The following is a 25,177-nucleotide window of genomic DNA, read 5'->3' on the forward strand; positions in this document are numbered from 1 at the left end:
CGCAATCCGCAATCCGCAATCCGCAATCCGCAATCCGCAATCCGCAATCCGCAATCCGCAATCCGCAATCCGCAATCCGCAATCCGCAATGGCGATACCTGGCTTTAATTTTTGGGGTTTTATTTTCCTTTGCGGTTAAGGCGCAAGGCGTTGTTAACGTCTATAACTGGTACGACTTTATTGACCTATCCATTCTGCCGGACTTTGAGCAAGAAAGCGGGATAAAAGTCAATTATCAAACCTTCAGTAGCGGACAGGAAATTCTTCAGTTAATCGAACAAAAGACACCGATAGATGTTGCCGTAGTGCCACACTTCCTGCTGCAACAGTTGATTCGCAAACAGCTACTTTCTCCATTGGAGCAATCCGCCCTGCAGCCTGCCCGCGAAAATCTTGATGCGTTTATCGCAAGTCGCGTTAACTTGGTCGGAGCAGGCGATTATGCCGTGCCTTATCTTTGGAATATTGCTGCGTTGGGTTTTAACCGCTCATCACTTGCCAAGGTATTGGGCGATGATTTTAAAGAAGATTGGAGTCTGCTGTTTGATGCCGCGCAAAATTCCAAGATAAAAGGCTGTGGCATTGCCGTGGCGGACGCGCCGGTTGAACTTTATGCCACGCTGCTCAGTTACAGTGGTTATCCGGGATTATTGGAAAAAACACCGTTAAATCGTCTGCGTCGCCTTACCCGGAAAAACCTTTTAGCGCTGCGTAATAATTTGCGTTATATCGATAGCGACAATTATTTATATGACCTCGGCAAGGGGGATTTGTGCCTGGCGATGGGTTGGTCGGGTGGTATTTCCCGTGCCGCGCAAATGAACAAGGATGTGCAGGTAGTACTTCCCTCAAACGATGGCTTAACACTGTCCTTTGAGGCTTTGGTTATCCCGAGCACAGTAAAAAACAGTGCAGCGGCTCATCGGTTTATTAACTTCTTGTCGAAGCCTGAAATTTCTGCACGCAATGTCAACGAAACCCTTTATGGCAGCCCGCTTAAAAATATCAAACCGTTTCTTAAGCCTGAACTGCAAGATAGTCCGTTATTGCAATTGACCGCGCAAAATAAAAACCGCATGCAGCTGTTAAGTACTCCCGGTATTGAGCAGCAAGCCGAGATAGATGCTTTATGGGATGCTTTTGTCAATCAATAAGCCTACTTGCCCTGGGTAAGCGTTGCAAGGCCAGATGCCCGTCCAGGTGGATTTTTTGGCTGAGAACAAGGTGCAGGTGCTGGCGGCTTATATCTACTCGCTGGCGCATGGCCGTTAATTAAAAGACCCATCGGAAAGCGTCCCTTAATCCAAGGCAGAATTGGATAAAAAAGGGCAATCGATAATATCAAGTCATGCGTGTTTGACGAATTTATTGTTTGCTCTGTATTATCCGCATCGTTGTTGATGGAAGCCAAGGGGTAGGAAGGATATCTATTGTCTTTATTGGAAATACAATATACCATGCTGAAATACGTAATCCGCAATCTGCAATACTTGACCCTGATTTTTGGGGTTTTATTTTCCTTTGCGGTTAAGGCGCAAGGCGTTGTTAATATCTATAACTGGTACGACTATATTGACCTGTCCATCCTGCCGGATTTTGAGCAAGAAAGCGGGATAAAAGTCAATTATCAAACCTTCAGTAGTGCGCATGAAATTATTCAGTTACTCGAACAAAAGAAACCGATAGATATTGCCGTAGTGCCACATTTCATGCTGAAACAGTTGGTTCGCAAACGGCTACTTTCTCCATTGGAACAGGCCACCCTGCAGCCTACCCGCGAAAATCTTGATGCGTTTATCGCAAGTCGCGTTACATTAGTCGGAGCAGGCGATTATGCCGTGCCTTATCTTTGGTATACCGCTGCGCTGGGTTTTAACCGTTCATCACTTGCCAAGGTATTGGGCGATGATTTTAAAGAAGATTGGAGTCTGCTGTTTGATGCTGCGCAAAATGCCAAGATAAAAGGCTGTGGTATTGCCGTGGCGGACGCGCCGGTTGAACTTTATGCCACACTGCTCAGTTACAGTGGTTATCCGGGATTATTGGATAAAACACCGTTAAATCGTATGCGTCGCCTGACCCGGAAAAACCTTTTTGAGCTGCGTAATAATTTGCGTTATATCGATAGCGACCGTTATTTATATGACCTCGGCAAGGGGGATTTGTGCTTGGCGATGGGTTGGTCGGGTGGTATTTCCCGTGCCGCGCAAATGAACAAGGATGTGCAGGTGGTACTTCCCTCAAACCATGCCTTAACGATGGCCTTTGATGCTTTGGTTATCCCGAAAACAGCAAAAAACAGTGCGGCGGCTCATCAGTTTATTAACTTCTTGTCGAAGCCGGAAATTTCTGCACGTAATGTCAACCAAACTTTTTATGGCAGCCCGCTTAAAAATATCAAACCGTTTCTTAAGCCTGAACTGCAAAATAGTCCGTTATTGCAATTGACCGCGCAAAATAAAAACCGCATGCAACTATTAAGTGCTCCCGGCATTGAGCAGCAAGCCGAGATGGATGCTTTATGGGATGCTTTTTCCCATCAATAAACCTACTTGCCCTCTCCCGCTTGCGGGAGAGGGGTTTTGTAGAGAGGCTTTAATCTTTTAACACGCGCGGGTTGGAGTTGCTCCACAGCACGTAGGCGTTGCCAATCCACAGGTCGAGCGCTTCTTCCAGTTCGCCTTGAGTGATTTCATCGTTGCCCTGTTTGCCGTACAGCACCACTTCATCACCGGGTTTAACGCCTTTAATATCGGTGACATCGACCATAAAGGTATTCATCGATACACGGCCAACCGAAGGCGCACGCTGACCGCTGATCAGTACATTGGCCTGGTTGGACAGTATGCGGCGGTAGCCGTCGGAATAGCCCAGCGGGATATTGGCAAGCAATGAGTCGCGCGTGAGCGTATGGGTGCCGTCATAACCCACCGTACTGCCCGCAGGATAGGCATTTACCGAAGCGACACGGGATTTAAATTGCATAACGCGCTGATAACCGGGGTGTGCATCGTATAAAGGTTCATAGATTGCTGAGCCCGGGCGCACCATATCCATCCAGGCTTCCGGCACATTGAGCGTGGTAAAGCTGTTGGCGCAGTGCAGAATCAAGTCTTTGCGATTGAGCTTGGCCGTTTTAATCAACCAATCGGTTTGTTCTTTAAAGCGCGCAAAGCCTTCGAGCACCTTGTCGCGTTCTTCGTAGGGGAAGTGGGTCATGATGCCGGCGAGCTTGATGCCCGGCAGCTTGACCAAGGCCAGTGCGTCTTTTTTGCCCTGTTCGGTGGCGACTTCCAACCCGTTGCGATCCATACCACCGGCGTTAAGACCAAGATGAATGTTGATGGTGCGCTCTTTGCGCTGCGCCAGTTCGCTGATGGAACGAGCGACTTCCAGATTGCCGACCAGTTCGTCCATATCATAGGCCAGTGCGCTTTCAATCTCGCCCGGCGTTGCACTGCGCAAACGCATCAGCCGTCCTTTAAAGCCCTTGGCGCGGGCGACGCGAGCCTCTTCATTGCTGGTCACGCCCACGCAGTTAACGCCTTGGGCAATGATGGTGGGCATAAGCAGGGCGATGCTGTGCCCGTAGGCATCGGCTTTCATTACTGCGCAGATTTGCGTTTTGCCTGCAAGATGCCCTTTTAATTGATTGATGTTATGGGCAAAGGCTTTGGCATCAATCTCAACCCAAGCGTTGGCCTGTGCCAGCAGCATTTCACGCGTTTGTGCAGGTATACCGCCTTCCAGTACTGGAGCGGCCTGAGAGACGCTGCCCATTGAGACCAAAGCAATCGACAGTGCGAGTTTGCCGAGTGGGTATTTACTCATGTAGTGCTCCTTGATTTATTGGAATTTATTGTCTTGCCCAGCGCTTAAAAGCGGCCAAGGTGGGCGATTATGCCAAAATCCCGTACAAGCAATATGGTTTTTTGCCGCGATTGTCCCACGAATGCAATTTTGCGGCGCGAAAATAACCGTCTCCCATTGCGGATAAACCTAAAAAGTCCCTTTGAAAGACTTACAACATGCCGGTTTTTGAGGCTTTATAAAGGGCTGCGGCATTCGCCCGGTCTTTTGTACAATGCAAGCGGCTCGCGTTTGAAACGGGAAAGACCCTAAAATGCCCTGTTACACAAAGCGGATAACCTATGCGCATATTGATTTCCAATGATGACGGCGTTTATGCGCCAGGTATTGCCGCCTTGCATGAGGCGCTGGCTGATTTTGCCGAATGCGCGGTGGTTGCGCCGAGTGAAGACCAAAGCGGGGTCAGCAGTGCCTTGACGTTAGACCGCCCGCTCTATCCGGAGCGGCTCGCAAGCGGCTGGCTCAGTATTAACGGCACGCCGGCGGATTGTGTGCATCTGGGGCTTAACGGCCTGCTTGACGAGCCGCCTGAGCTGGTGGTCTCTGGCATCAATCTGGGAGCCAATCTGGGTGATGACGTGCTCTATTCCGGCACGGTCGCGGCGGCGATGGAAGGGCGCTTTTTGCAACGCCCCGCTTTTGCCTTCTCGCTGCTATCAAAAAAAACCACTCATCTGCCCACGGCGGCGCATTTTGCGCGTTTGTTGGTGGGGGGGCAGGAACGGCTGAATTTGCCGCCGCGTACTGTGCTTAACATCAATATCCCCGATTTGCCGCTTGAGCAGATTCGCGGCATTCGTATTACCCGTCTGGGACAGCGCCGCCGCGCGAGCGCGCCACAGCCACATGTTAATCCGCGCGGCAAGCAGGGCTTTTGGCTGGCGGTGGCCGGTGAAGCAGAAGATGGTGGCGAGGGAACGGATTTTCACGCGGTAGGGCAAGGCTTTGTCTCAGTCACGCCGCTACAAATCGGTCACCGCGAATTGCCGGTGGCCGAACTGAGCGCTTGGCTGTTGGAGCTTGCGCCGTGAGAGCACAGCGACATCAAGGCATTGGTATGCACTCGCAGCGTACTCGCGAGCGTTTGACGGCGCGACTGTATGAGGAAGGCGTGCGTCATCCGGCGGTGCTTTCGGCGATCAACCATACGCCGCGGCATTTGTTTGTCGATGAAGCGCTGGCGCACCGCGCTTACGAAGATACCGCGCTGCCCATCGGTCACAGCCAGACGCTCTCGCAGCCCTGGATCGTTGGGCGGATGAGCGAGTTGCTGCTGGCAGGCGGGACGCTTAACAAGGTGCTGGAAATCGGCACCGGTTCGGGCTATCAGAGCGCGATACTGGCGCAGTTGGTGGAGCGGGTATTTAGTGTCGAGCGCATTGCCGCGCTGCAACAGCAAGCCAAGCAACGCCTTGCCCAGCTTGGTTTGCATAATGTGGTTTTTCGCTTCGGTGATGGTTTTGAAGGTTGGAATGCGTTCGCGCCTTATCAGGGCATTTTGGTCACCGCCGCCGCGCCTGAAGTACCGCAAGCACTGCTTGAGCAGTTGACTGACGGTGGCCGACTGGTGATTCCGGTTGGCAGCGACAACACTCAGCAGTTGCAGGTTATTGTCCGCCAAGGACAGACGTTTTCCCGTACTGTGTTGGATACGGTGCGCTTTGTGCCGCTACTGGGTGGAACGGTTTATTAAAGGATGCGTATGAAACCTGCGCTTTTTATTGGAAAACTGATTTTTGCCGCTTGGCTGCTTTATTGCCCGGCTTGGCTGCTGGCCGCCGACTTTCAAAGCGCGACGGAAAAATACAAAGCAGGCGATGTGGCGGGCGCATTGCAAGAATTTACGGTGCTCGCCGAGGCGGGTAGTGTGGAGGCGCAGCGTGTGCTGGGCAATTTTTATGTGCGCAGCCTGGGCGGCGTGCCGCGTGACTATTCAGCGGCGCTGAAATGGTTTCAGCTCGCTGCTGATAAAGGCGACGCGCCATCACAGGCGAGCCTTGGCTTTCTCTACCGCAACGGCTTTGGCGTGCCGCGTGATTACTTGCAAGCGTTTAAGTGGTACCGCCTTGCCGCGTTGCAAGGTGAAGTCAGCGCACAGAGCCAGCTTGGCAGGTTGTACCGCTACGGTCTTGGTACTGAGGCCGATGTCAGTGAAGCCGTGCGCTGGTATCGCCTCGCTGCCGAGCAAGGCGACATCAGTGCACAGCGCGGCTTGGGCAATCTGTATCAAAAAGGCCAAGGTGAAGTCATGCGTAATTACAGCCAAGCTATGCACTGGTATCGCATGGCCGCCGAACAAAACGATGTCGCCAGTCAAATTGAAGTCGGCCGCCTGTACCGCGAAGGGCTTGGCGTGATGCGCGATTACGATGAAGCGCTGAAATGGTTTCACCTCGCCGCCGCGCGCGGCGACCCCGATGCACAGCGGGAAATTGGCCAGATGTACCTTGAGGGCTTTGGCGTGGAACGTAGTGATACCGAGGCCATGTACTGGTATCGCCTGGCCGCCGAGCAAGGCTTTGCGCCCGCGCAGATTAACGTTGCGGATTTGTACTGGCAGGATTACGGCGGGCAGGAAGGCCGTGAAAAAGCGCTGCTCTGGCTGCTGCTGGCGGCCAGCATCGATGCTTCCTTGGAAGAAAACGATGACTGGCTGGCGCTATACAGCAAAGTGCGCGCGGTACTCTCTGAGGAACAAATCAAGCTTGCCGAACAAGCCGCCAAGCGCTGTGAACAGTCCGGCTATCACGAATGTGATGGGTAAGTCGGCAGCCAAGGGATATTGCGGTGTTAGGGTTGAAAATCAGTATTGGCGGATTGCTCCTGCTGTTTTCGGCCTTCTGGCTGAGCGCTTGCACCACCACCAGCCGCGCGCCGACAAGTGCCAAGGTGCGTGTGATACCCAAAGTGATGCACGGCCAATATGTGGTTCGCCGGGGCGATACCTTGTACTCCATTGCCCGCCGCCACGGTTGGGATTGGAAAGCGCTCGCCGCGCATAACCGCATTGGCAGTCCCTATCGCTTAAAAGTCGGGCAGATTATCCGTTTTGACAATCGCCCACTGCCGCGGCAAACGCCTGCATCTGCCCCTCGCCGCAGCACCCCGCCGCCGCGGCAAACCGCCAGCAAACCGCCTGCTACGCCCAGCAAACCTAAACCTTCGGTTTCACGCCAACCGGCAAAAACCACTAATCCGCCACCACGGCAGACGCCACCGGCGGCAGGAAGTGCGGCACTTTCTGCCATTCAATGGCGCTGGCCGACCGATGGCACCTTGATTGCCCGCTTTGCCGCAAACAACGGGTTAAACAAAGGTATTGATATTGCTGGAAAAGCCGGACAACCCGTGAAAGCCGCCGCCGACGGGCTGGTCACTTACGCCGGTAACGGCCTGTACGGCAACGGCGAGGCGCTGGTGATCAAGCACGGCACTAGTTTGGTGGTGAGTGTGTACGGCCATAACCGCCGTCTTTTGGTCAAAGAAGGCCAGCAAGTCAAAGCCGGACAAGTTATCGCCGAAATGGGTGCAAGCGGCACCGACCGCGTCAAACTGCACTTTGAAATCCGCTATCAAAGCCAAGCGGTAGACCCGCTGCTTTATTTGCCGAAACGTTAGTCGCTCGCATGCGGGAGACAAGACGCATTCCAACTAACATGCTAGGCTCTGCCAATATCCGCAAAAAAACACAAGGAGCAGGGAGATGGCAGATACCGCATTTATTGGCCTTGGCGTGATGGGCTTTAACATGGCCGGACATTTGGCCTGTGAAGGGCATCAAGTGCGCGTTTACAACCGCACGCAAGGGCGGGTCAAGCTCTGGCTGGACGAGTTTGCAGGTGAAGCAGCACTGACCCCGCGCGAGGCGGCAGAGGGCGCTGAGATGGTGATGTGCTGCGTCGGCAATGACGATGATTTGCGCAGCGTACTGCTAGGCGATAACGGCGCGTTTGCCGCAATGAAAAAAGGCAGCATCCTGATTGACCACACCACCGCTTCTGCTCAAGCGGCACGGGAACTTTCGGCCATTGCCGAACAGCGCGGCATTGAGTTTCTTGATGCACCGGTATCCGGCGGCCAGTCAGGCGCGGAAGCGGGCATGCTGTCGATTGCCGTTGGCGGCAAGCAGGAGGTTTACGCGCGCGCCGCGCCGGTTTTAGAAGCCTATGGCAAGTTGGTCAAACACATGGGGCCGGTCGGCAGCGGGCAATTGACCAAGATGGTCAACCAAATCTGTATTGCCGGTATTGTGCAGGGACTGGCCGAAGGACTGCACTTTGCGCAGGCGGCGGGTCTTGATATTGCCGCTGCAATGGAGGTGATAGGTCAAGGCGCGGCGCAGTCCTGGCAGCAGCAAAACCGCTGGCAGAGCATGAGCGAAGGGCGCTTTGACTTTGGTTTTGCGGTCAATTGGATGCGCAAGGATTTAAACTTTGCGCTGGATGAAGCCCGCCGCAACGGCGCACAGCTTCCACTGACCGCATTGGTTGACCAGTTCTACTCGCAAGTTCAGGCCGCAGGCGGTGGGCGCTGGGATACTTCCAGTTTGATTACCCGCTTAAAAACCACCATAGATTGATTTTCCCCTCTCCCATAAAAATGGGAGAGGGTTTGTTTATAACGCAGCAAAAGCCTGTTTTGCCGCATCCAGCGTCAAGGTAAGTTCCGTGTCGCCATGCGCGGCTGAAGTAAAGCCCGCTTCAAAGGCGCTCGGTGCAAGGTAAACCCCGCTTTGCAGCATCTGATGAAAGAAGCGGTTAAAACGCTCAAGGTTGCAGCCGGTTGCATCCGCAAAGCTGCGAATTTCGCGCTGCTCACTAAAAAACAGGCCAAACATGCCGCCCGCTTGAGTGGTGGTAAAAGGCACCCCCGTCGCATCGGCAAGCGCTTGCAGGCCGCGTAGCAGCGCCGTGGTGAAGTCGGTTAAACGCTGGTGGAAACCGCTCTCAGTGATTAAGCGCAAAGTGGCGAGCCCTGCGGCCATGGCGAGCGGATTGCCGGATAAGGTTCCCGCCTGATAAACCGGCCCTAACGGGGAAATCTGCTGCATGATTTCGCGCTTGCCACCAAAAGCACCCACCGGCATGCCGCCGCCGATAATTTTGCCGAAGGTCGATAAATCAGGCGTTACGCCGTACAGCGCCTGCGCCCCGCCCAAGGCGACGCGAAAGCCGGTCATCACCTCGTCAAAAATCAGCACCACGCCGTGCTTGTCACAAGCCTCACGCAGTCCCTGCAAAAAGCCAGGCGCAGGCGGTACGCAGTTCATATTACCGGCGATCGGTTCGACAATAATGCAGGCGACTTGCTCGCGGGTTTCGTCCAATGTGCGCTCTACCGCTGCCAAGTCGTTAAAGGGCAAGGTTAAGGTATGACGGGCGAAGGCTTGTGGTACGCCAGGCGAGTTGGGCACGCCAAAGGTCAGTGCGCCGGAACCGGCTTTTACCAGCAGACTGTCGGAATGGCCGTGGTAGCAGCCTTCAAATTTGATAATGCTATCCCGACCGGTATAGCCACGGGCGAGGCGGATGGCGCTCATGGTCGCCTCAGTGCCGGAATTGACCATGCGCACCATGTCCAGTGAAGGCACCAGGCTGCACAGCAAATCCGCCATTTCCACTTCCAACGCGGTGGGCGCGCCGTAGGACAGGCCGTGCTCCAGTTGACTGCGCACCGCCGCAAGCACTTGCGGGTGGCTGTGACCTAAAATCATCGGCCCCCAAGAGCCGACGTAGTCCACATAGCGTTTGTCGTCCTCATCGATGACGTAAGCGCCTTCGGCGTGCTTAAAAAACAGCGGCGTGCCGCCGACGCTTTTAAAGGCGCGTACCGGCGAATTAACGCCGCCGGGAATATGTTGCTGGGCGCGTTGGAACAGGCTTTGGGAACGGGACATGGCAAATCTCTTTAATTAAACAGCGCCGCAAAAGCGCGGGCGCGACTTTCCACGGCAGCGGCTGTATTTTGTGCAAATAAATCGTGCACCACGGCGAGCATGGTCGCGCCGTTATGCAGCAATGGCTGCGCATTATCCAGCGTTATGCCGCCGATGGCGACCAAAGGCAGGTTAAAACGCTGTGCGGCGCTTTGTAGCACCGATAAATCAGCGGGCTGTGCATCCTGCTTGGTCTGTGACGGGAAAAAACGGCCAAAGGCAAGATAGCTTGCACCTTCAGATCGAGCCTGTTCGGCCAGTTGCAAGCTATCGTGACAGGTCGCGCCGATAATGGCGTGCTCGCCTAAACGCGCCCGTGCTTCGGCAATCGAGCCATCCTGCTGCCCCAAATGCAGCCCGACGTTTAAGTAGGCGGCCAATTCAAGGTCATCATTGATAATCAGATACGCTTGGTAACGCTGGCAAAGCTGCGCCAGTTGGCGGGCTTCGCGCAAACGCCTGGCGTGATTTTGGGATTTGTCGCGGTATTGCAGCAGCTTTGCACCACCACGCAGCGCCGCTTCGCAGTAAGGCAGCAGCTTGTCGTTTGCCAAAAGCTCGCTATCGGTAATGGCGTAAAGCCCTTGACTCCCCTTAAGCATCACAGTGCAGCGGCAGGCGACGCGGGACAAATTGGCCGCGGCCGGGGCGTTCGGCATCACGCAGCGTGCGCCATGTGTAATTAAGCGCCGATTGCACCGCCGAAGGCAGTGCTTCGCCAAGCGCGAGCCGTCCGGCCAAGCTGCTGGCGAGTGTGCAACCAGAGCCGTGATAGACCCCCGGCAGACGTGGGCAGGTAAAGACTTCACGCGTGCCTTCTGTGCTGTACAGGCGGTTATGGACATCGGCCTCATCGCCGTGTCCACCGGTAATTAACAGATACTGGCCGCGTGCCATGTTGGGCAGCAGCTTACCTGCGCATTCATCGGCGCTGCCATCCGGCAAACCGGCAAGCAGGCGCGCCTCCGGCAGATTGGGCGTGGCAATGCGGGCAATGGGCAGAATCTGTTCGCCGATGGCCTGCCCCACTTCATCACAACCTAATGAGCCGCCGCCTGCCGCACGCAGCACCGGATCGCAGACCAAAGGCACATCCGGCAGCATCTGCCTAATATGCAGAACCGCCTCAACCACTTCCAGCGAACCGAGCATGCCGAGCTTAATCGCTGCGACCGGCATATCGGCCATCACCGCCTGAGCCTGCGCCAAAATCCACGCTTTATCCAATACACGAAAATCCAGCACATTTTGCGTGTCCTGCACGGTGAGCGCGGTGACGGCAACCGCCGCCTGGCAGTGCTGCGCCAGCAGGGCTTCAATATCGGCTTGCAGACCCGCTCCGCCGGAAGGGTCGTGACCGGACAGGCACAGCACCACAGGGCGTGCCGGGGGGCGGGAAAGGTATTGGCTCATGGCTCGCTCTTCACCAACAAAGGACGCGCAAGGGTAGCGGGTTTTGCCCGTTTAAGCCATTTTTAGCCATTTTTATGCGAGGCAATAAAAAAGCAGTAAAAAAGCAGTAAAAAGCTTCGCAATGGCCGCTTTGCGACCCGTAAATAGGCGAAAGCGACAGATTCCCATTATTTTGTTGCACTGCACAAAAAAGTGCTTGCAATTATTTTTGTGCAGTGCAATATTAGCTTCCACGCAAGTCAAAGCATTGAAACCGAATTTACCCCTCAATCAGGAGACACCTATGTCCTTCTTTGATGTTGAAAAACTGAACGCGGCACAAAAAGCCAATATCGACCTGCTGCAACAGGTTGCTGGCAAACTGTTTGAAAGCGCCGAGCAACTCGGTCAATTGCAGTTTAAAACCCTGCGTGCCAGCGCCGATGCGCAAATTGAAAACCTGCGTAAACTGAGCGAAACCCGTGACCCGCAGGCATTTTTGGATTGGCAAGGCGCTTTCGCACAGAAAGCCGCGCAAGCCGAACAAGTGCTGGAATTTAACCGCAAGGTCTACGAACTGATTTCCAGCACGCAAAGCGAAATCAGCAAGCTCGCCGAGCGCCAAGTGGCCTCTGGCAGCCAGCAAGTGCAGGAATTGGTCGAAACCATCGCCAAAAACGCACCGGCTGGTGCGGAACCTGCTGTTGCGGTGCTGCGTTCAGCACTGGAAACCGCTGGCAATGTCTACGAAAGCGCACAAAAAGCCGCCAAACAGGCCGCTGAAATCGCTGAAAACGGTATTGCTGCGGCAACCACCGCTGCCAACCAAGCCACCCGCGAAGCCAGCAAAGCCGCCAGTGGCAAAAAAGCCGCCTAAGCGACTTTAAGCTAAAAGAAAAGGCGACCTGAAAAGGTCGCCTTTTTTATGGGTGCTTTTTTTATGGGTAAATAAAAAGAGCCAGCTATTTTAAGGCTGGCTCTTTGACAAGCGGGGAAGCGATTAGAACTTATAACCCACGCCCATCATATAAACCAAGGGATCTACGTCCAAGTCCACTTTGACTCTAGCGCCGTTGAGTTTAGTAGTGCCGGTGGTCTTAATATCGATATAGCGCATTTGGGCATTAAATAAAAAGTTGTCGCCAAGATCGATATCCATGCCGATTTGCGCAGCCCAGCCAAATGAGTCTTTAACATCCAAGCCGCTAAAGCCGTTTTTTTCTGCAGAGCTTTTTAGGCTGCTGTCAAAGAACCAAGTGTAATTAATCCCGGCTCCCAGATAAGGTTGAACCACTTCACTATTGCCAAGCGGGTAATAAACCAGGCTTAGGGTCGGCGGCAAGTGGCGGGTTGTACCGAGTTTGCCGTCTAGACCGCCACCAACTCCTTTAATCCCAATATTGTGTTTGAAAGGAGTCGCCGCCAGCAGTTCAACGCCCAAGTAGTCGCTGAACATATAGGCGAAGTTCAGGCCAAGCTGGGTATTGCTGTTGAGCGTGGCTTTGCTTCCAGCGATTGCTGCTCCGCCGGCCTTGATTTTGCTGCTTTTTTCGTGCGGGTCTACCTTAACGGCACCGGCGCGAACGACAATATCACCCGCTTGATGTGCCATGGCGAGCGGGCTAGCCAAGGCCAAGGCGGCGATAGCGGCGCGAGAAAAACTTTTTTTCATGATTGCTCCCTGATCTTTTAAGAATAAAAATAGACATCCAAATAAATTATGCCCAAGTCGTTTTGTGCAGACATTGACTTGGCTCAATGCTTATCAAGCCTTGAGAGCCGCGAATGGTAACAGATAGGCGATATAAGGTTGCCATTGCGATAGTTTATTAAACAGTAGTGGGTTGTTTTAATCGGTCAAAGAGATACTGCTTGTGATAGCGCTCAAACGCCTGATGCTTGGACTGGCGGCCTTGCTGGTGCTGGCCTTGTTGGCCGCTGTACTGCTGCTCGTCAGCACAACCGGCAGTCGCTGGCTGCTGGCACAGGTGCCCGGTTTGCAAGTGCAAGACTTTGACGGGCGCTTGCTTAAGTCTTGGCAAGCGCAGCGTTTGATTTGGCAAGAAAACGGCCAGAGGGTGGCGTTGTCCGATGTACAAATGGCTATAAATCCCGCTTGTCTGCTGCACTTAACACTTTGTGTAGAACAACTTAAGGTTGGACGACTTGACCTGCATCTGCCGCCTGCTTCGAAAGGCGAGGCCGATACTGCGCCACTGTATCTGCCGCCGCTACGCTTACCGCTTCTCGCCTTGGAGCTTTCCCAAGTGCAGCTTGGCCGCTTGTATCTGGATACGGACGAATGGCTTACTGAGGTTAATCTGCAAGCTCACTGGAGCGGTCATAACGTTGTTATTGAACAAGCCCGCGCCCGCCAGCAAGGACGATTGATCACCTTATCCTGCGAGTTGCAGATGCAGAAAAACTGGCCGCTTAATGCAGCGGCGCAGCTTTTTCTGCCTGCACCTGATGGCGAAGAGTGGCAGCTTAAGCTCACGGCCAGCGGCAATCTGCTTGAAACCCTCGCCGTACAAGGACAAAGCCAAGGCTGGCTTAACGCGCAGATAGGCGGGAGTATTACGCCGCTTGCGCAGCATTTGCCGCTTAACCTTGAGCTTGACAGCGAACAACCGCCGTTTTTGGGATTGCCGGATAATCTGCAATTGAGCCAGTTGCAAGTAAACGCCAGTGGCGACGGGGAAACCGGTTATCAGATAAAAGCCCGCGCGAACTTGGCTGACACCGCGGATAACCAACCGCCATTGACTGTCCATCTGCAAGCCTTGGCTTTTCATAAGCAGGTCGAGATTAAGCAGTTACAACTGGCTGCAAGCGATACTCAGTCATTAACCGCCTCTGGCGTTATCCGCCTGCAACCAGGCTTAACGGCGCAGCTTGATTTGCACGGGCGGGATTTTCCTTGGCAGCGGCTGTATCCGCTTGAACAATTGCCGCTGGCACTCAGGCAAATCAATGCCAAGGTGCAGTACGAAAATGGGCAGTACCTGGGCGATTTTGCGACAGAGCTTGGCGGGGCAGGCGCAAATGTCAGCTTAAGCGGCCCATTTGCAGGCGATTTAACGCAGCTAACCTTGAGCGATTTGCAACTAAAAACCGATGCTGGCGGCGCGCAGGGAAAGCTCCATGTGCAGTTCGCCGATGCTCTGGCCTGGCAGCTTGCATTGACTTTGCACCAGCTTAATCCGGCATTTTGGCTGGATGAGCTGCCCGGGCAGCTTTCCGGTTCGCTAAGCAGCCAAGGGAAATGGCAAGGCGCGGCGCTGCAGGGCGATTTGGCCTTTGACCTTAACGGCAAACTGCGCGGGCAGCCGGCGCATTTGTTGGCCGAAGGGCAGGGCAGTCAAGCCCAGTGGAATCTTAAGCGGCTGAATATACAGCTTGGCAATAATCGGCTTAACGGCACAGCCAGTGGCGCGGGCGAGCAGTTGCAGGCCGACTTGACCTTAACGCTGGCGCAGCTTAAACAGCTTTGGCCTGAACTTTCCGGCAGTGCCAATGGGCGCATTCAGCTACATGGCACACTGATCAGGCCGCAAGGTACGGTGCAGCTTGCCGCGCAAAAACTGATCTTGGCCGAGCAATCCATTGGCGCACTGAATATCGACGGCCAATTCTTGGAAGATAACGGTACGCTGCAACTGCTCGCTACGGATATAGACGCGCTTGGACAGCGTTTTTCCCGTCTTGCGCTAAACACGCGCCAAAAAGGCGCAGAGCAGCAATTGATCGGTGAATTGAACGGCAAATGGCGCGGTGAATTAGTTAAAGCGGCATTTGCACTGAACGGGCAATACCAAGTGCTTGGCTCAGGCTGGCAGTGGCTGGGCGATTTGCGAAGGTTTGAGCTTTCCGGCTACGGGCAGGATTGGCAACTGAGCAAACCGACCCGCCTTGAAAAACAAGCCGACGGGCCGTTAAGCCTCGCCGCCCATTGCCTGCAAAGCGCCGCGGCAAGCCTGTGCGCCGATAACCTTAAGCTGCTGCCGCAAGTGCGCCTGAACTACCGCCTGCAAAACTTTGACTTGGCCAGTCTTGCCTTTTGGCTGCCGGATAATCTGCGCCTCGCCGGATCCGTTTTTGGCGAGCTGGCGCTGGACCTTTCCACTGAATTAAACGGTTCGCTGCGCCTTGCAAGCGAAAGCGGCACGCTGCGCGTGCAGCAAGAAGAAAAGTGGCTGGATTTGCCTTGGCAGCGTTTTACCCTTAACGGGCAAATGAATAAAACGGCGATTGACGGGGCGCTGGATTTTCAAAGCAAAGTGCTGGGTAGCTTTACCGCAGCGCTGCAAATTAATCCCGATCTAGCGGATAAACCCATTCACGGGCAGTGGCAGGTGGACGGGCTTGACCTCGCCTTGCTGCTGCCTTTTTTGCCGCAGCTTAGCGATTTAGGCGGCCAGCTTTCTGGCCAAGGGCGAGTGCAAGGCGCTTTACTTGCCCCACAAATCGAGGCCGATATGGCGCTTAAACAGGGGCAAATCAGCGGCGCGGATTTGCCGCTCAAGCTGCATCAGCTTGAATTTGCCGCCCGTGTGCGCGGCGAGCAGATGCAACTTGGCGGCGGTTTTGCCAGCGGTGAACAGGGACGCGGCGCACTGAACGGGCAGCTATCTTGGCAGCAAGGGCTATCTGGCGAGATTCACCTAAGCGGCGAAAAACTGCCGGTTTCCCTGCCGCCTTATGCGCAGTTGCAGGTTTTTCCCGATTTAACGCTGCATCTTGCTGAAGACAAACTGTCCATCGATGGACGTATTCAAGTGCCAAGCGGCGCGATTGAAATCCACAGCCTGCCGCCTTCGGTGGTGCGTCCATCAATGGACGCTTCGGTGGTCGGGCGAGAAGTTGGTCCCCGTGCTCAGCACAGCATCGGCATGAATATCGCGCTGCAAGTCGGCAGCGAACGGGTCAGCTTTAACGGCTTTGGCTTGCAGGCTACACTTGCCGGCGCACTGCATATCGGCGATAACTTAAGCACTCAGGGCGAGCTTAATTTGCGCGGCGGGCGTTACCGCTCCTATGGACAAAACCTTAAAGTGCGCCGCGCCCGTTTACTGTTTACCGGCTCATTGCAGCAGCCTTTTATTGATATTGAAGCGGTGCGCGAGGTGGACAATCTGGTCGCTGGGCTTCGCATCAGCGGTTCAGCCGATAGGCCGCAGACGCGGATTTTCGCCGAGCCTTCGATGAGCGATGAACAGGCGCTGTCGTACTTGGTGCTGGGCAAACCGCTGGGCAGTGATGCTGAAGGCAGCAATGATTTACTGCTAAAAGCCGCGCTGGGATTGGGGCTTGCCGGTGGCGAAACGCTGACTGAGCGTTTTGGCGAGCAAATAGGCCTTTCAAATTTTGAATTGGGCACCCAAGGCAGTGGGGAAAATACCCAAGTAATGGTTAGCGGCACGCTCGCTAATCGACTGTCCGTAAGTTACGGCGTGGGGCTGTTTGAGCCGCAAGGCACCCTCGCCCTGCGCTACCAACTCACTCGCAGCCTCTATCTGGAAGTCGCCAGCAGCCTCGCCAATTCACTGGATTTGCTGTACCGGCGGGATTTTTAATCGCGCAGGGAAACCTTGTATCCGGCTTGCGGCATAATGCGCGGCTTTATTTCAAGGAACATTGGCATGTGGTTTCGCAATCTGCTGGTTTATCGCTTTACCCAAGACATCAATCTGGATGCCGAACACCTGGCTAAGGCACTGACCGCCAAAGCGGCCAAACCTTGTGCCAGCGGCGAGCTTTTTAGCTACGGCTTTAGCGCACCGCTTGGCAAGGGCGCGGATGCGCCGCTGGTGCATGCCAGCGGCGACTTTTTACTGATAGCGGCGAGCAAGGAGGAACGCCTGCTGCCGGGTGCGGTGGTCAAAGACGCGCTCAAAGAAAAAATTGAGGAAATTGAAAGCGCGCAGATGCGCAAGGTCTACCGCAAAGAGCGCGAGCAGATGCAAGATGAAATCGTGCAATCCTTGCTGCCGCGTGCCTTTATCCGCCGTTCGCAGACCTTGGCCGCTATTGCGCCAAAGCTTGGCTTGTTGCTGGTCAATGGAGCCAGTGCCAATCGAGCGGAAGAGTTACTGACAACGCTGCGCGAAGCCATTGGCTCGCTGCCGCTGCGTCCGGTTTCGGTAAAAATCGCGCCCAGTGCGACGCTAACCGATTGGCTAAAAAACCAAAAAGCCGCCGACGGCTTTGTTTTGCAAGGCGACTGCGAACTGCGTGATACCCATGAAGACGGCGGAATAGTGCGCTGCCAGCGGCAGGATTTAGCCAGTGAAGAAATCCAGCTTCATCTTGCAAGCGGCAAAATCGTCACTCAACTGGCGCTGGATTGGCAGGAAAAAATCACCTTTGTGCTCGATGACAAACTGGTGATCAAGCGCCTGCGTTTTGCTGACCTTTTAACCGAACAAGCCGCAACCGACGGCGGCGATGACGCGCTAGCCGAACAGGACGCGAGCTTTACCTTGATGATGCTGACCTTAAGCGAGTTTTTGTCGGCTCTGTTTGAAGCCTTGGGCGGCGAGGAATTACCCGAACCACGCCGCTAAATCTGCCCCCGTGCGGTGGGTTTAAACCGCGCGGAGTCTTCTTGTTATTTTTCCATCAGAGCGGCCAGTGCGGGCAGGGTTTTGCCTTCGACAAATTCCAAAAACGCGCCGCCGCCGGTGGATATGTAGGACATTTGCGCGGCTACGCCGAATTTGTCGATAGCCGCCAAGGTATCGCCGCCACCCGCGATGGAAAACGCGCGGCTTTCGGCAATGGCGGTGGCCAGCGTGCGTGTGCCGCTGCTAAAGGCAGCCCACTCGAACACGCCGACCGGGCCGTTCCACAAAATGGTGCCGCTGTCTTTTAACAGGCCAGCAAAGTGCACGGCGGTTTTTGGGCCTATATCCAAAATCATCTCGTCATCGGCCACTTTGTCGATGGATTTGACCTTGGGCGCTGCGTCTTCAACCAAGGCTTTGGCGACCACGACATCAATCGGCAGCGGGATATTGACCTTGACGGCAATACGGCGGGCAGCATCGATTAAATCCGCTTCGTACAACGACTGGCCGACGGTAAAGCCGGCGGAGGCCAAAAAGCAATTGGCAATGCCGCCGCCGACAATCAATTGGTCGCAGCGCTCGCTTAACGCATTGAGTACCGCCAGTTTGCTGGAGACTTTCGAGCCGCCGACGATGGCGGTCAGTGGCCGCGTCGGATTATCCAGCGCTTTGCCCAAGGCGTTAAGTTCCGCCGCAAGTAAGGGCCCTGCGCAGGCGACCTTGGCAAACTTGGCAACGCCCACGGTGGAAGCCTCGCTGCGGTGCGCCGTGCCAAAGGCATCCATAACAAAGACATCACAGAGGCTGGCGTAACGCTGCGCAAGGGTATCGTCGTTGGTTTTTTCACCGATGTTAAAGCGCACGTTTTCCAGCAGTGCGACTTCTCCTGCTTGGATAGTCACGCCATCTAAATAATCGCGCAGCAGCGGCACCGGACGTTTCAGCGCAGCGCTTAGCCAATCGGCGACCGGCGCAAGGCTTAAGTGTTCATCGAATTGCCCTTCGCTGGGTCTGCCCAGATGTGAGCAGAGCAGCAGCGCCGCACCTTTATCAAGCGCCAGACGAATACCGGGCAGGGCGGCTTCGAGCCTTGCGGCGCTGGTAATGGCTCCATCCTTGAGCGGCACGTTGAAATCTTCCCTAATTAATACAGATTTACCTGCAAGGTCAATGTCTTGCATATGTAATAGGGTCATTTATGGAGCGTCCTGGGCAGATAAGGAATAAGCCAGATGCAGCCAATAAGCGCTGACATCCAGCATGCGGTTGGCAAAACCCCATTCGTTGTCAAACCAAGCGAGCAGATTAATTAACTGCGCACCGCTGGCGCTGGTTTGGCTGCCATCGACTATGGCGGAATGGGGGTCGTGGTTAAAATCAAAGCTTGCGTGGGGCAGTTCGGTGTAGGCCACCAGGCCATTTAACTCGTTCGCGGCGGCTTTGTGCAAAATCTGATTGACTTCTGCCGCACTGGTTTTGCGCCGCGTTTGGATATGAATATCCAGCGCCGACACATTAAGCGTCGGCACGCGCATGGCTTTGGCTTGCACGCGGCCAGCAAGCTCGGGCAGTAATCGCTCAATCCCGCGCGAAAGCTCGGTGGCTACCGGAATAACCGACTGAAAGGCCGAACGGGTACGACGTAAATCCTGATGATGGTAAGCGTCAATCAGCGGCTGGTCGTTCATCGCCGAATGAATGGTGGTGATGGAGACATAATCAATGCCGATGGTTCGATTGAGCAGCCAAAGTAGCGGTACGCTGCAATTGGTGGTGCAGGAGGCGTTGGAAACCAGCCGCTCGTCGCCGCTTAGCTGCTGCTGGTTAATGCCGTAGACTATGGTGGCATCGACCGCTTCTGCACTGACCATCGGCTGCGAGAACAGCACGCGTGGCGCTCCCGCGTGTAAAAAGCGCATAGCTTGTTCGCGGCTTGGGTATTGGCCTGAGCATTCCAGCAGCAGGTCGATACCGAGCGCCGCCCAATCAATGGCTTCCGGCGCTTTTGCTGAAAATACTTGGATCGCTTTGCCGTCAATAAGCAGCCTGCTGTTATCGGCACCGATATGCGCCGGAAAGCGCCCGTGGGTGGAGTCAAAACGGGTTAAGTATTCAAGGCTTTCGAGATGGGCCAGTTCATTGATGGCAACAATTTCCAGCTCGTTGTTTTGCCCCGCTTGTTTGCGTTCGTGCAGCGCCCGCAGCACGCAGCGGCCAATGCGACCATAGCCGTTAATGGCGAGCTTAAACGGCATGGGTGGACTGCATCAGCAGGTCTTCTGCAACCTTAACTACCTTTTCGGCGGTAAAACCAAAGTGCTCAAACAGCGCCTGTGCCGGTGCGGATTCGCCAAAGCCTTGCATGCCGATAACCCGCCCATCAAGACCTACGTACTTGTACCAAAAATCGCTATGTGCCGCTTCAATGGCGATACGTGTGCGCATAGCAGGCGGCAGTACGCTGTCGCGCCAGGTTTTGTCTTGGCGCTCAAACACTTCCAGGCAGGGCAGCGAGATGACGCGCACGCGCCTTCCCTGGGCGTGCAGTTTTTCCTGCGCACAGAGGGCGAGCGCGACTTCTGAACCTGTTGCCAGCAGTAGCAGTTCAGGCGTGCCTTGGCAATCGCTCAAGATATAGCCGCCGCGTTTGACCTCAGCAAGCTGTGCTTCGTCGCGTTTTTGGTGCGGCAGATTTTGCCGACTGAAGACCAAGGCAGACGGGCCATCCTTGCGCTGTAGCGCCGCTTGCCAGGCCACGGCAGATTCCACGGCATCGGCCGGTCGCCAAGTATCCAGGTAGGGCGTGCTGCGCAGGCTGGCGAGCTGTTCAATGGGCTGATGGGTGGGGCCGTCTTCGCCCAAACCGATGGAATCATGGGTCAATACATAAATGACGCGCTGTCGCATCAGCGCGGACAGGCGCACGGCGTTGCGCATGTAGTCCAAAAACACCAAAAAAGTCGCGCCGTAAGGAATAAAACCACCGTGCAGGGCAAGGCCGTTCATGATGGCAGCCATGCCAAATTCGCGTACGCCGTAGTGCAGGTAGTTGCCGGTCGCGTCCGCCGCCGTTATCGCTTGACTGCCAGGCCAAAGGGTGAGGTTGGAACCGGCCAGATCCGCCGAACCGCCCAAGAGTTCCGGCAGTAATGGGCCGAAAGCTGCCAGTGCGTTTTGGCTGGCTTTGCGGCTGGCGATGCTTTCACCTTTGACGGCGACTTCAGCGGTATAGGCCGCGGCTTTGGCGGCAAAGTCTTCCGGTAAATCACCTTGTATGCGGCGCTTAAATTCATTCGCCAACTCGGGATATTCGGCCGCATAGGCGGCAAAACGCTGATTCCAGTCGGCTTCGCGTTCGGCTCCGGCTTTTTGGGCATTCCACTGCTCAAGGATGTCTTCCGGGATTAAAAAAGGTGGGTGCGGCCAGTTCAGCGCCTTGCGGGTGGCGGCAATTTCAGTTTCGCCCAGCGGTGCGCCGTGGCATTGCTCTTTGCCTTGTTTATTGGGCGAGCCAAAGCCGATGGTGGTTTCGCAGCAAATGAGCGTTGGGCGGCTGGGCGTTTTTTGTGCGGTATCCAGCGCTGTTTTGATTTCATCGGCATCGTGACCATTGACATGGCGGATGACCTGCCAGCCGTAGGCTTCAAAACGCTGCGCGGTATCGTCGGTAAACCAGCCTTCGACTTCACCGTCGATGGAAATGCCGTTGTCGTCGTACAGCACAATCAGCTTGCCCAAGCCTAAGGTGCCGGCCAGCGAGCAAACTTCGTGCGAGATGCCTTCCATCAGGCAACCGTCACCGACAAAGGCGTAAGTGTAGTGATTGACGATCTCGTGTCCGTCACGGTTGAACTGTGCGGCGAGGGTTTTTTCCGCAATCGCCATGCCGATTGCATTGGCAATGCCTTGTCCCAGCGGGCCGGTGGTGGTTTCGACTCCGGGCGTTTGTCCGTATTCGGGATGGCCTGGGGTTTTGCTGTGCAACTGGCGAAAATCTTGTAAATCGTCCAGCGATAAATCATAGCCAGAAAGATACAGCAAGGCGTAGAGCAGCATGGAGGCGTGGCCGTTGGACAGTACAAAGCGGTCGCGGTCTGCCCAACTCGGGTTGGCCGGATTGTGCTTTAAGTAATCACGCCAAAGGACTTCAGCCATGTCGGCCATCCCAAGAGGCGCACCCGGATGGCCGCTACTTGCTTTCTCAACGGCATCCATACAAAGAGCACGAACCGCATTGGCGCGATCACGACGGCTTACCATGACAAGACTCCTTAGGCGAATACGGTATTTTTAATAGAAAATAGTGTTTATTTTCACTTAAGTGTGTAGTCAAGGGCAATGCGCGGTGGTCTTTAAAGCGAATCATTTGGCGCTTAAACAACAAACCCGGGCAAAAAGCCCGGGGTTTGTGGACGGATCCCGTTTTAATAGCGGTATACCGGGCCTGCGCCGATGCTCCAAATCACTACGGTCAAGGCAATAATGGCCACCAGCGTGACCAAGCCTACGGCGAGTACCGAGCTGGAAAACAAAAAGCCTTCCTCTTTGGGAATATTCATAAAGGTAGGAATACCCACATACAGCAGGTAGATCGTGTAACAGATGGAAGCCGTGCCGACAATCATCGCCAGCCACAAATTGGGATAGAGCGCGGCCAATCCGCCGATAAACAGCGGCGTTGCCGTATAAGCAGCAAACACGATGCAACGGGCGAGGCTGGGCGAGGCATCGTAGGTGCGCGCCAGCCAGTGGATAAAACCGCCCATCACCGCAACCCCTGCCAGCATGGTCAAGTAAGACATAATCACCATACTCAGCGCACTGCTTTCAATCAGTGTCACCGGTGCACCGCCGCCGATACTCCAGCCGACCCGCGTGGTGCCGATATAGGCACAAATCGCCGGAATGGCGGCGAGCAGCAGTACGTGGGTGAGATAGATATGGCTGATGGATTCTTCTTCACCGCGGATTTCTTGCCATTCTTGGTCAGGATGGGTAAACAACCCAACAACATGATGGATCATGTTTGAAACTCCTTTTTTGTCCCTTGTTATCTGGCTTAAGTGACAGCGTTGATGCCGGCACCGGCCTGCTGACAGCTTTTCGGTCTGCGACCTTGTGACGCAGTATAGACCCTGTGGCAAGTAATTTTCACTAAAATGCGCCACTTTTATTGAGCCAGGTTAAACAGTGGGCGATTTTTCGGTGAGTCAGAACAAATTGCAAAAGCGCATTCGTCGCCAAGTCTCGCAGGCGATTAGCGACTTCAAGATGATTGAAGACGGCGACAAGGTGATGGTTTGCCTATCCGGCGGCAAGGACAGTTACAGCATGCTGGATGTGCTGCTGTATTTGCAGAAAATAGCGCCGATCCGCTTTGAACTGGTTGCGGTTAATCTGGATCAAAAGCAGCCGGGCTTTCCCGAACAGGTACTGCCACAGTATTTAGAGGCACTCGGCGTGCCTTGGCATGTGATTGAAAAAGACACTTATTCCATCGTTCAGGAAAAAATCCCGCAAGGCAAAACCACCTGCTCGCTCTGTTCAAGGCTGCGCCGTGGCACGCTGTATGACTTTGCCGAGCAGATCGGTGCGAGCAAACTGGCGCTCGGCCATCATCGTGACGATATTCTGGAAACCTTCTTTTTAAATCTGTTTTACGGCGGCAGGTTAAAGGCCATGCCGCCCAAGCTGTTATCCGACGATGGCCGTAACCTGTTAATTCGTCCGCTCGCTTATTGCAGTGAAAAAGACATCCAAGCTTATGCGACGCTTAAACAGTTCCCGATTATTCCCTGCAATCTGTGTGGCTCGCAGGAGAATCTACAAAGACAAGTCATTAAGACGATGTTGCAGGATTGGGAGCGCACCTCCCCAGGGCGCACGGAGATTATGTTTCGCGCCCTGCAAAATGTGGCGCCCTCGCAATTGGCCGACCGTGAATTATTTGATTTTGTTAATCTGCGCAAAGAAACTAAAAGCACCGCGCCGCTATTAAAACTGGTCAATCTTTAAATTCAAGCGCTTGCACTTGGCAGTTATTGGCGGCAAGCTCGATTGAGTTTGGTTTTTGAGGAAGTTGCCGTGTCATTAAAGAGGATAGTCAGAAGACTGCAACTGGCCTGTTTGTTGTTTGGCGGGCTGCTATTAGGCTGCCAATCGACACCCGTCACTGCGCCGCAGACAACGGCGGTTTCGTCTAAACCCACGGTTTCGACCCGGGCGAGCCATTTGCGTGGCGAGGTATTGTTGCAAGCCTTGGGATTGGTTGGCACGCCTTATCGATACGGAGGCAATACGCCGGGGGGTGGCTTTGATTGCAGCGGACTGATTGGTTACGTATTTCGCCAGGCGGTGGGCATCTCGCTGCCGCGCACGACCGGCGGATTGATGTCCATGTCTGTGCCACGGGTTAAGCGCAGCGCCTTGGAAGTAGGCGATTTAGTGTTTTTTGCCACCAATGGCGGCAAAAAAGTAAGCCATGCCGGTATTTACAGCGGTGATGGCCGTTTTGTGCACGCACCCTCTTCCGGCGGCACGGTGCGGATGGATTATTTGAGTGATCGCTATTGGAGCAAGCGTTATTTGGGTGCCAATCGGGTTTTGCCCTAGTAGCCTTGCCCGCTTAAATCAATACTGTGACAAATAGCGCTGTCGATACGGGAAATGCCGCTTTCGATTTGTCCATCCTGATGCAATCTAAGCCAGCGATAACCGGGTGCTTCAACGCTGACATTAAAATCTTCACTTTGCGCGGCAAATTGAATGCAGCAAGAAGGCGAACCGAGCAAATGCAGCTTGCCGCGTTTTTGCGCAAACGGCTGATGCACATGTCCCCAAAGCAATACACGCACTTGCGTGAAGCGGTCAAGCAAGGCGAACAAGGCATCGGCATTGCGCAGGCTAATGGGGCTAAGCCAAGCACAACCGACATCAACCGGATGATGATGCAGGGCAATCAGGCAGTGCCTCGTGGGCGCTTCGTTTAATGCGCGCTCAAGGAGCGTTAATTGTTCGTCTTGCAGCCAGCCATAAGCCTCATTTGGCACAGAGGAGTTGAGCAGGATAATCCGCCAATGGCCGATGTCCGTGACCGCTTCCAGCCGATCCGTTTCTGCACAGGCTTGTTGCAGGGTTTGCAGACAATCATGGTTGCCCGCCGTCCAGCGTGCGTTAGCGCAAAGTGGCGCGGTTATCTGCGCAAAGCGCTGATAGGCGCCAAGGCTGCCATCTTGCGCGAGGTCGCCGGTAGCGAGCAATAGGTCAATTTGCGGCTGTTCCTTGCCTACTAATTCGACCACCTGTTGCAGACTGTCTGTCGTGGCAAGCCCCAGCAAGCGCCCGTCCTCTTCTGCAAACAGGTGCGGGTCGGTCAGTTGCACCAGTAGTAGCGGTTGGGTAGACATAGTGC

General features: G+C 54.7%; 22 protein-coding genes. 12 read left to right on the forward strand and 10 right to left on the reverse strand.

Annotated features, from left to right (window positions below; translation table 11 throughout):
- Together AXE65_RS11885 and AXE65_RS11890 are read left to right on the forward strand one after the other, a co-directional pair.
- On the forward strand, positions 1–1,154 hold a 1,154-nt coding region (locus tag AXE65_RS11885), incomplete at its 5' end, for an extracellular solute-binding protein (RefSeq protein WP_068392739.1).
- A 303-nt stretch (positions 1,155–1,457) separates the two neighbouring features.
- On the forward strand, positions 1,458–2,546 hold the full coding sequence (locus AXE65_RS11890; RefSeq protein ID WP_153015468.1) for an extracellular solute-binding protein: 1,089 nt from the start codon (positions 1,458–1,460) through the stop codon (positions 2,544–2,546).
- Between the two features lie 49 nt (positions 2,547–2,595).
- Here AXE65_RS11890 and alr read toward each other — a convergent pair whose 3' ends face one another.
- On the reverse strand, positions 2,596–3,831 hold the full coding sequence (gene alr / locus AXE65_RS11895; RefSeq protein WP_068392744.1) for an alanine racemase: 1,236 nt from the start codon (positions 3,829–3,831) through the stop codon (positions 2,596–2,598).
- A gap of 320 nt (positions 3,832–4,151) precedes the next feature.
- Between alr and surE the strand changes: the two genes are divergently transcribed.
- From surE to AXE65_RS11920, 5 genes are all read left to right on the forward strand, one after another.
- Positions 4,152–4,901 carry a 5'/3'-nucleotidase SurE gene (gene surE / locus AXE65_RS11900; RefSeq protein ID WP_068392747.1) on the forward strand — a complete coding sequence of 250 codons (750 nt, stop codon included), beginning with the start codon at positions 4,152–4,154 and terminating at the stop codon, positions 4,899–4,901.
- A gap of 26 nt (positions 4,902–4,927) precedes the next feature.
- Positions 4,928–5,563 carry a protein-L-isoaspartate(D-aspartate) O-methyltransferase gene (locus tag AXE65_RS11905; RefSeq protein WP_068392749.1) on the forward strand — a complete coding sequence of 212 codons (636 nt, stop codon included), beginning with the start codon at positions 4,928–4,930 and terminating at the stop codon, positions 5,561–5,563.
- A gap of 9 nt (positions 5,564–5,572) precedes the next feature.
- Positions 5,573–6,634: a tetratricopeptide repeat protein gene (locus AXE65_RS11910; RefSeq protein ID WP_068392750.1), complete on the forward strand. Its 1,062-nt coding sequence runs from the start codon at positions 5,573–5,575 to the stop codon at positions 6,632–6,634.
- Positions 6,635–6,657: 23 nt separating this feature from the next.
- Positions 6,658–7,488 carry a peptidoglycan DD-metalloendopeptidase family protein gene (locus AXE65_RS11915; protein WP_079214161.1) on the forward strand — a complete coding sequence of 277 codons (831 nt, stop codon included), beginning with the start codon at positions 6,658–6,660 and terminating at the stop codon, positions 7,486–7,488.
- A gap of 85 nt (positions 7,489–7,573) precedes the next feature.
- Positions 7,574–8,449, forward strand: a complete 876-nt coding sequence (locus AXE65_RS11920; RefSeq protein ID WP_068392752.1) for an NAD(P)-dependent oxidoreductase — start codon at positions 7,574–7,576, stop codon at positions 8,447–8,449.
- Positions 8,450–8,485: 36 nt separating this feature from the next.
- Here AXE65_RS11920 and hemL read toward each other — a convergent pair whose 3' ends face one another.
- From hemL to AXE65_RS11935, 3 genes are read right to left on the reverse strand one after another with little or no spacing between them, the layout of a single operon-like run.
- Positions 8,486–9,766 (reverse strand): glutamate-1-semialdehyde 2,1-aminomutase, encoded by a 1,281-nt coding sequence (gene hemL, locus AXE65_RS11925; RefSeq protein WP_068392754.1) that lies wholly within the window; start codon positions 9,764–9,766, stop codon positions 8,486–8,488.
- 11 nt (positions 9,767–9,777) lie between these two features.
- The gene (thiE, locus tag AXE65_RS11930; protein ID WP_068392775.1) at positions 9,778–10,407 is read right to left on the reverse strand and encodes a thiamine phosphate synthase; all 630 of its coding nucleotides are present in this window, start codon (positions 10,405–10,407) and stop codon (positions 9,778–9,780) included.
- On the reverse strand, positions 10,400–11,218 hold the full coding sequence (locus AXE65_RS11935) for a bifunctional hydroxymethylpyrimidine kinase/phosphomethylpyrimidine kinase (protein ID WP_068392781.1): 819 nt from the start codon (positions 11,216–11,218) through the stop codon (positions 10,400–10,402). Before AXE65_RS11935 ends, thiE begins: the two co-directional genes overlap by 8 nt.
- A 283-nt stretch (positions 11,219–11,501) precedes the next feature.
- Here AXE65_RS11935 and phaP point away from each other — a divergent pair, with 283 nt between their 5' ends.
- Entirely contained in the window at positions 11,502–12,074 is a 573-nt protein-coding gene (gene phaP / locus AXE65_RS11940; RefSeq protein WP_068392784.1) for a TIGR01841 family phasin, read from the forward strand.
- A 123-nt stretch (positions 12,075–12,197) separates the two neighbouring features.
- Here phaP and AXE65_RS11945 read toward each other — a convergent pair whose 3' ends face one another.
- Positions 12,198–12,869, reverse strand: coding sequence for an OmpW/AlkL family protein (locus AXE65_RS11945; RefSeq protein ID WP_068392787.1), 672 nt, complete (start codon positions 12,867–12,869; stop codon positions 12,198–12,200).
- A gap of 202 nt (positions 12,870–13,071) precedes the next feature.
- Here AXE65_RS11945 and AXE65_RS11950 point away from each other — a divergent pair, with 202 nt between their 5' ends.
- Positions 13,072–16,773 carry a translocation/assembly module TamB domain-containing protein gene (locus AXE65_RS11950; RefSeq protein ID WP_068392789.1) on the forward strand — a complete coding sequence of 1,234 codons (3,702 nt, stop codon included), beginning with the start codon at positions 13,072–13,074 and terminating at the stop codon, positions 16,771–16,773.
- A 66-nt stretch (positions 16,774–16,839) separates the two neighbouring features.
- The gene (gene rdgC / locus AXE65_RS11955; protein WP_068392791.1) at positions 16,840–17,763 is read left to right on the forward strand and encodes a recombination-associated protein RdgC; all 924 of its coding nucleotides are present in this window, start codon (positions 16,840–16,842) and stop codon (positions 17,761–17,763) included.
- Between the two features lie 44 nt (positions 17,764–17,807).
- Here the strand turns inward: rdgC and AXE65_RS11960 are convergent, their stop codons facing one another.
- The 4 genes from AXE65_RS11960 to AXE65_RS11975 all read right to left on the reverse strand — a co-directional run bounded on the left by AXE65_RS11960 (position 17,808) and on the right by AXE65_RS11975 (position 22,790).
- Entirely contained in the window at positions 17,808–18,962 is a 1,155-nt protein-coding gene (locus AXE65_RS11960) for a phosphoglycerate kinase (protein WP_068392794.1), read from the reverse strand.
- Positions 18,963–20,021, reverse strand: coding sequence for a glyceraldehyde 3-phosphate dehydrogenase NAD-binding domain-containing protein (locus AXE65_RS11965; protein WP_068392797.1), 1,059 nt, complete (start codon positions 20,019–20,021; stop codon positions 18,963–18,965).
- On the reverse strand, positions 20,011–22,026 hold the full coding sequence (tkt, locus tag AXE65_RS11970) for a transketolase (RefSeq protein WP_068392799.1): 2,016 nt from the start codon (positions 22,024–22,026) through the stop codon (positions 20,011–20,013). Before tkt ends, AXE65_RS11965 begins: the two co-directional genes overlap by 11 nt.
- Before the next feature lie 164 nt (positions 22,027–22,190).
- Complete coding sequence (locus AXE65_RS11975; protein ID WP_068392802.1) at positions 22,191–22,790, reverse strand: Yip1 family protein; 600 nt, start codon at positions 22,788–22,790, stop codon at positions 22,191–22,193.
- A gap of 166 nt (positions 22,791–22,956) precedes the next feature.
- On the opposite strand from AXE65_RS11975, the gene ttcA reads away from it, so the two are divergent.
- Both ttcA and AXE65_RS11985 read left to right on the forward strand, forming a co-directional pair.
- Positions 22,957–23,781, forward strand: coding sequence for a tRNA 2-thiocytidine(32) synthetase TtcA (gene ttcA / locus AXE65_RS11980; protein ID WP_068392806.1), 825 nt, complete (start codon positions 22,957–22,959; stop codon positions 23,779–23,781).
- 84 nt (positions 23,782–23,865) lie between these two features.
- Complete coding sequence (locus AXE65_RS11985; protein ID WP_068392953.1) at positions 23,866–24,378, forward strand: C40 family peptidase; 513 nt, start codon at positions 23,866–23,868, stop codon at positions 24,376–24,378.
- On the opposite strand, the gene cpdA is transcribed toward AXE65_RS11985, so the two are convergent.
- Positions 24,375–25,172, reverse strand: coding sequence for a 3',5'-cyclic-AMP phosphodiesterase (cpdA, locus tag AXE65_RS11990; protein WP_068392809.1), 798 nt, complete (start codon positions 25,170–25,172; stop codon positions 24,375–24,377). The two genes, AXE65_RS11985 and cpdA, sit on opposite strands and share 4 nt — an antisense overlap.
- Positions 25,173–25,177: the final 5 nt, after the last annotated feature.

The organism is Ventosimonas gracilis (genome assembly GCF_001580025.1).
GTDB classification, from domain to species: domain Bacteria; phylum Pseudomonadota; class Gammaproteobacteria; order Pseudomonadales; family Pseudomonadaceae; genus Ventosimonas; species Ventosimonas gracilis.

Coding starts and splice junctions, on each gene's coding strand:
- alr (WP_068392744.1), bottom strand. CDS start 3,831: ATGAGTAAATACCCACTCGGCAAACTCGCACTGTCGATTGCTTTGGTC.
- AXE65_RS11890 (WP_153015468.1), top strand. CDS start 1,458: ATGCTGAAATACGTAATCCGCAATCTGCAATACTTGACCCTGATTTTT.
- tkt (WP_068392799.1), bottom strand. CDS start 22,026: ATGGTAAGCCGTCGTGATCGCGCCAATGCGGTTCGTGCTCTTTGTATG.
- surE (WP_068392747.1), top strand. CDS start 4,152: ATGCGCATATTGATTTCCAATGATGACGGCGTTTATGCGCCAGGTATT.
- AXE65_RS11905 (WP_068392749.1), top strand. CDS start 4,928: ATGCACTCGCAGCGTACTCGCGAGCGTTTGACGGCGCGACTGTATGAG.
- AXE65_RS11910 (WP_068392750.1), top strand. CDS start 5,573: ATGAAACCTGCGCTTTTTATTGGAAAACTGATTTTTGCCGCTTGGCTG.
- thiE (WP_068392775.1), bottom strand. CDS start 10,407: ATGCTTAAGGGGAGTCAAGGGCTTTACGCCATTACCGATAGCGAGCTT.
- rdgC (WP_068392791.1), top strand. CDS start 16,840: ATGTGGTTTCGCAATCTGCTGGTTTATCGCTTTACCCAAGACATCAAT.
- AXE65_RS11935 (WP_068392781.1), bottom strand. CDS start 11,218: ATGAGCCAATACCTTTCCCGCCCCCCGGCACGCCCTGTGGTGCTGTGC.
- AXE65_RS11975 (WP_068392802.1), bottom strand. CDS start 22,790: ATGATCCATCATGTTGTTGGGTTGTTTACCCATCCTGACCAAGAATGG.
- AXE65_RS11960 (WP_068392794.1), bottom strand. CDS start 18,962: ATGACCCTATTACATATGCAAGACATTGACCTTGCAGGTAAATCTGTA.
- AXE65_RS11920 (WP_068392752.1), top strand. CDS start 7,574: ATGGCAGATACCGCATTTATTGGCCTTGGCGTGATGGGCTTTAACATG.
- phaP (WP_068392784.1), top strand. CDS start 11,502: ATGTCCTTCTTTGATGTTGAAAAACTGAACGCGGCACAAAAAGCCAAT.
- AXE65_RS11945 (WP_068392787.1), bottom strand. CDS start 12,869: ATGAAAAAAAGTTTTTCTCGCGCCGCTATCGCCGCCTTGGCCTTGGCT.
- AXE65_RS11965 (WP_068392797.1), bottom strand. CDS start 20,021: ATGCCGTTTAAGCTCGCCATTAACGGCTATGGTCGCATTGGCCGCTGC.
- hemL (WP_068392754.1), bottom strand. CDS start 9,766: ATGTCCCGTTCCCAAAGCCTGTTCCAACGCGCCCAGCAACATATTCCC.
- cpdA (WP_068392809.1), bottom strand. CDS start 25,172: ATGTCTACCCAACCGCTACTACTGGTGCAACTGACCGACCCGCACCTG.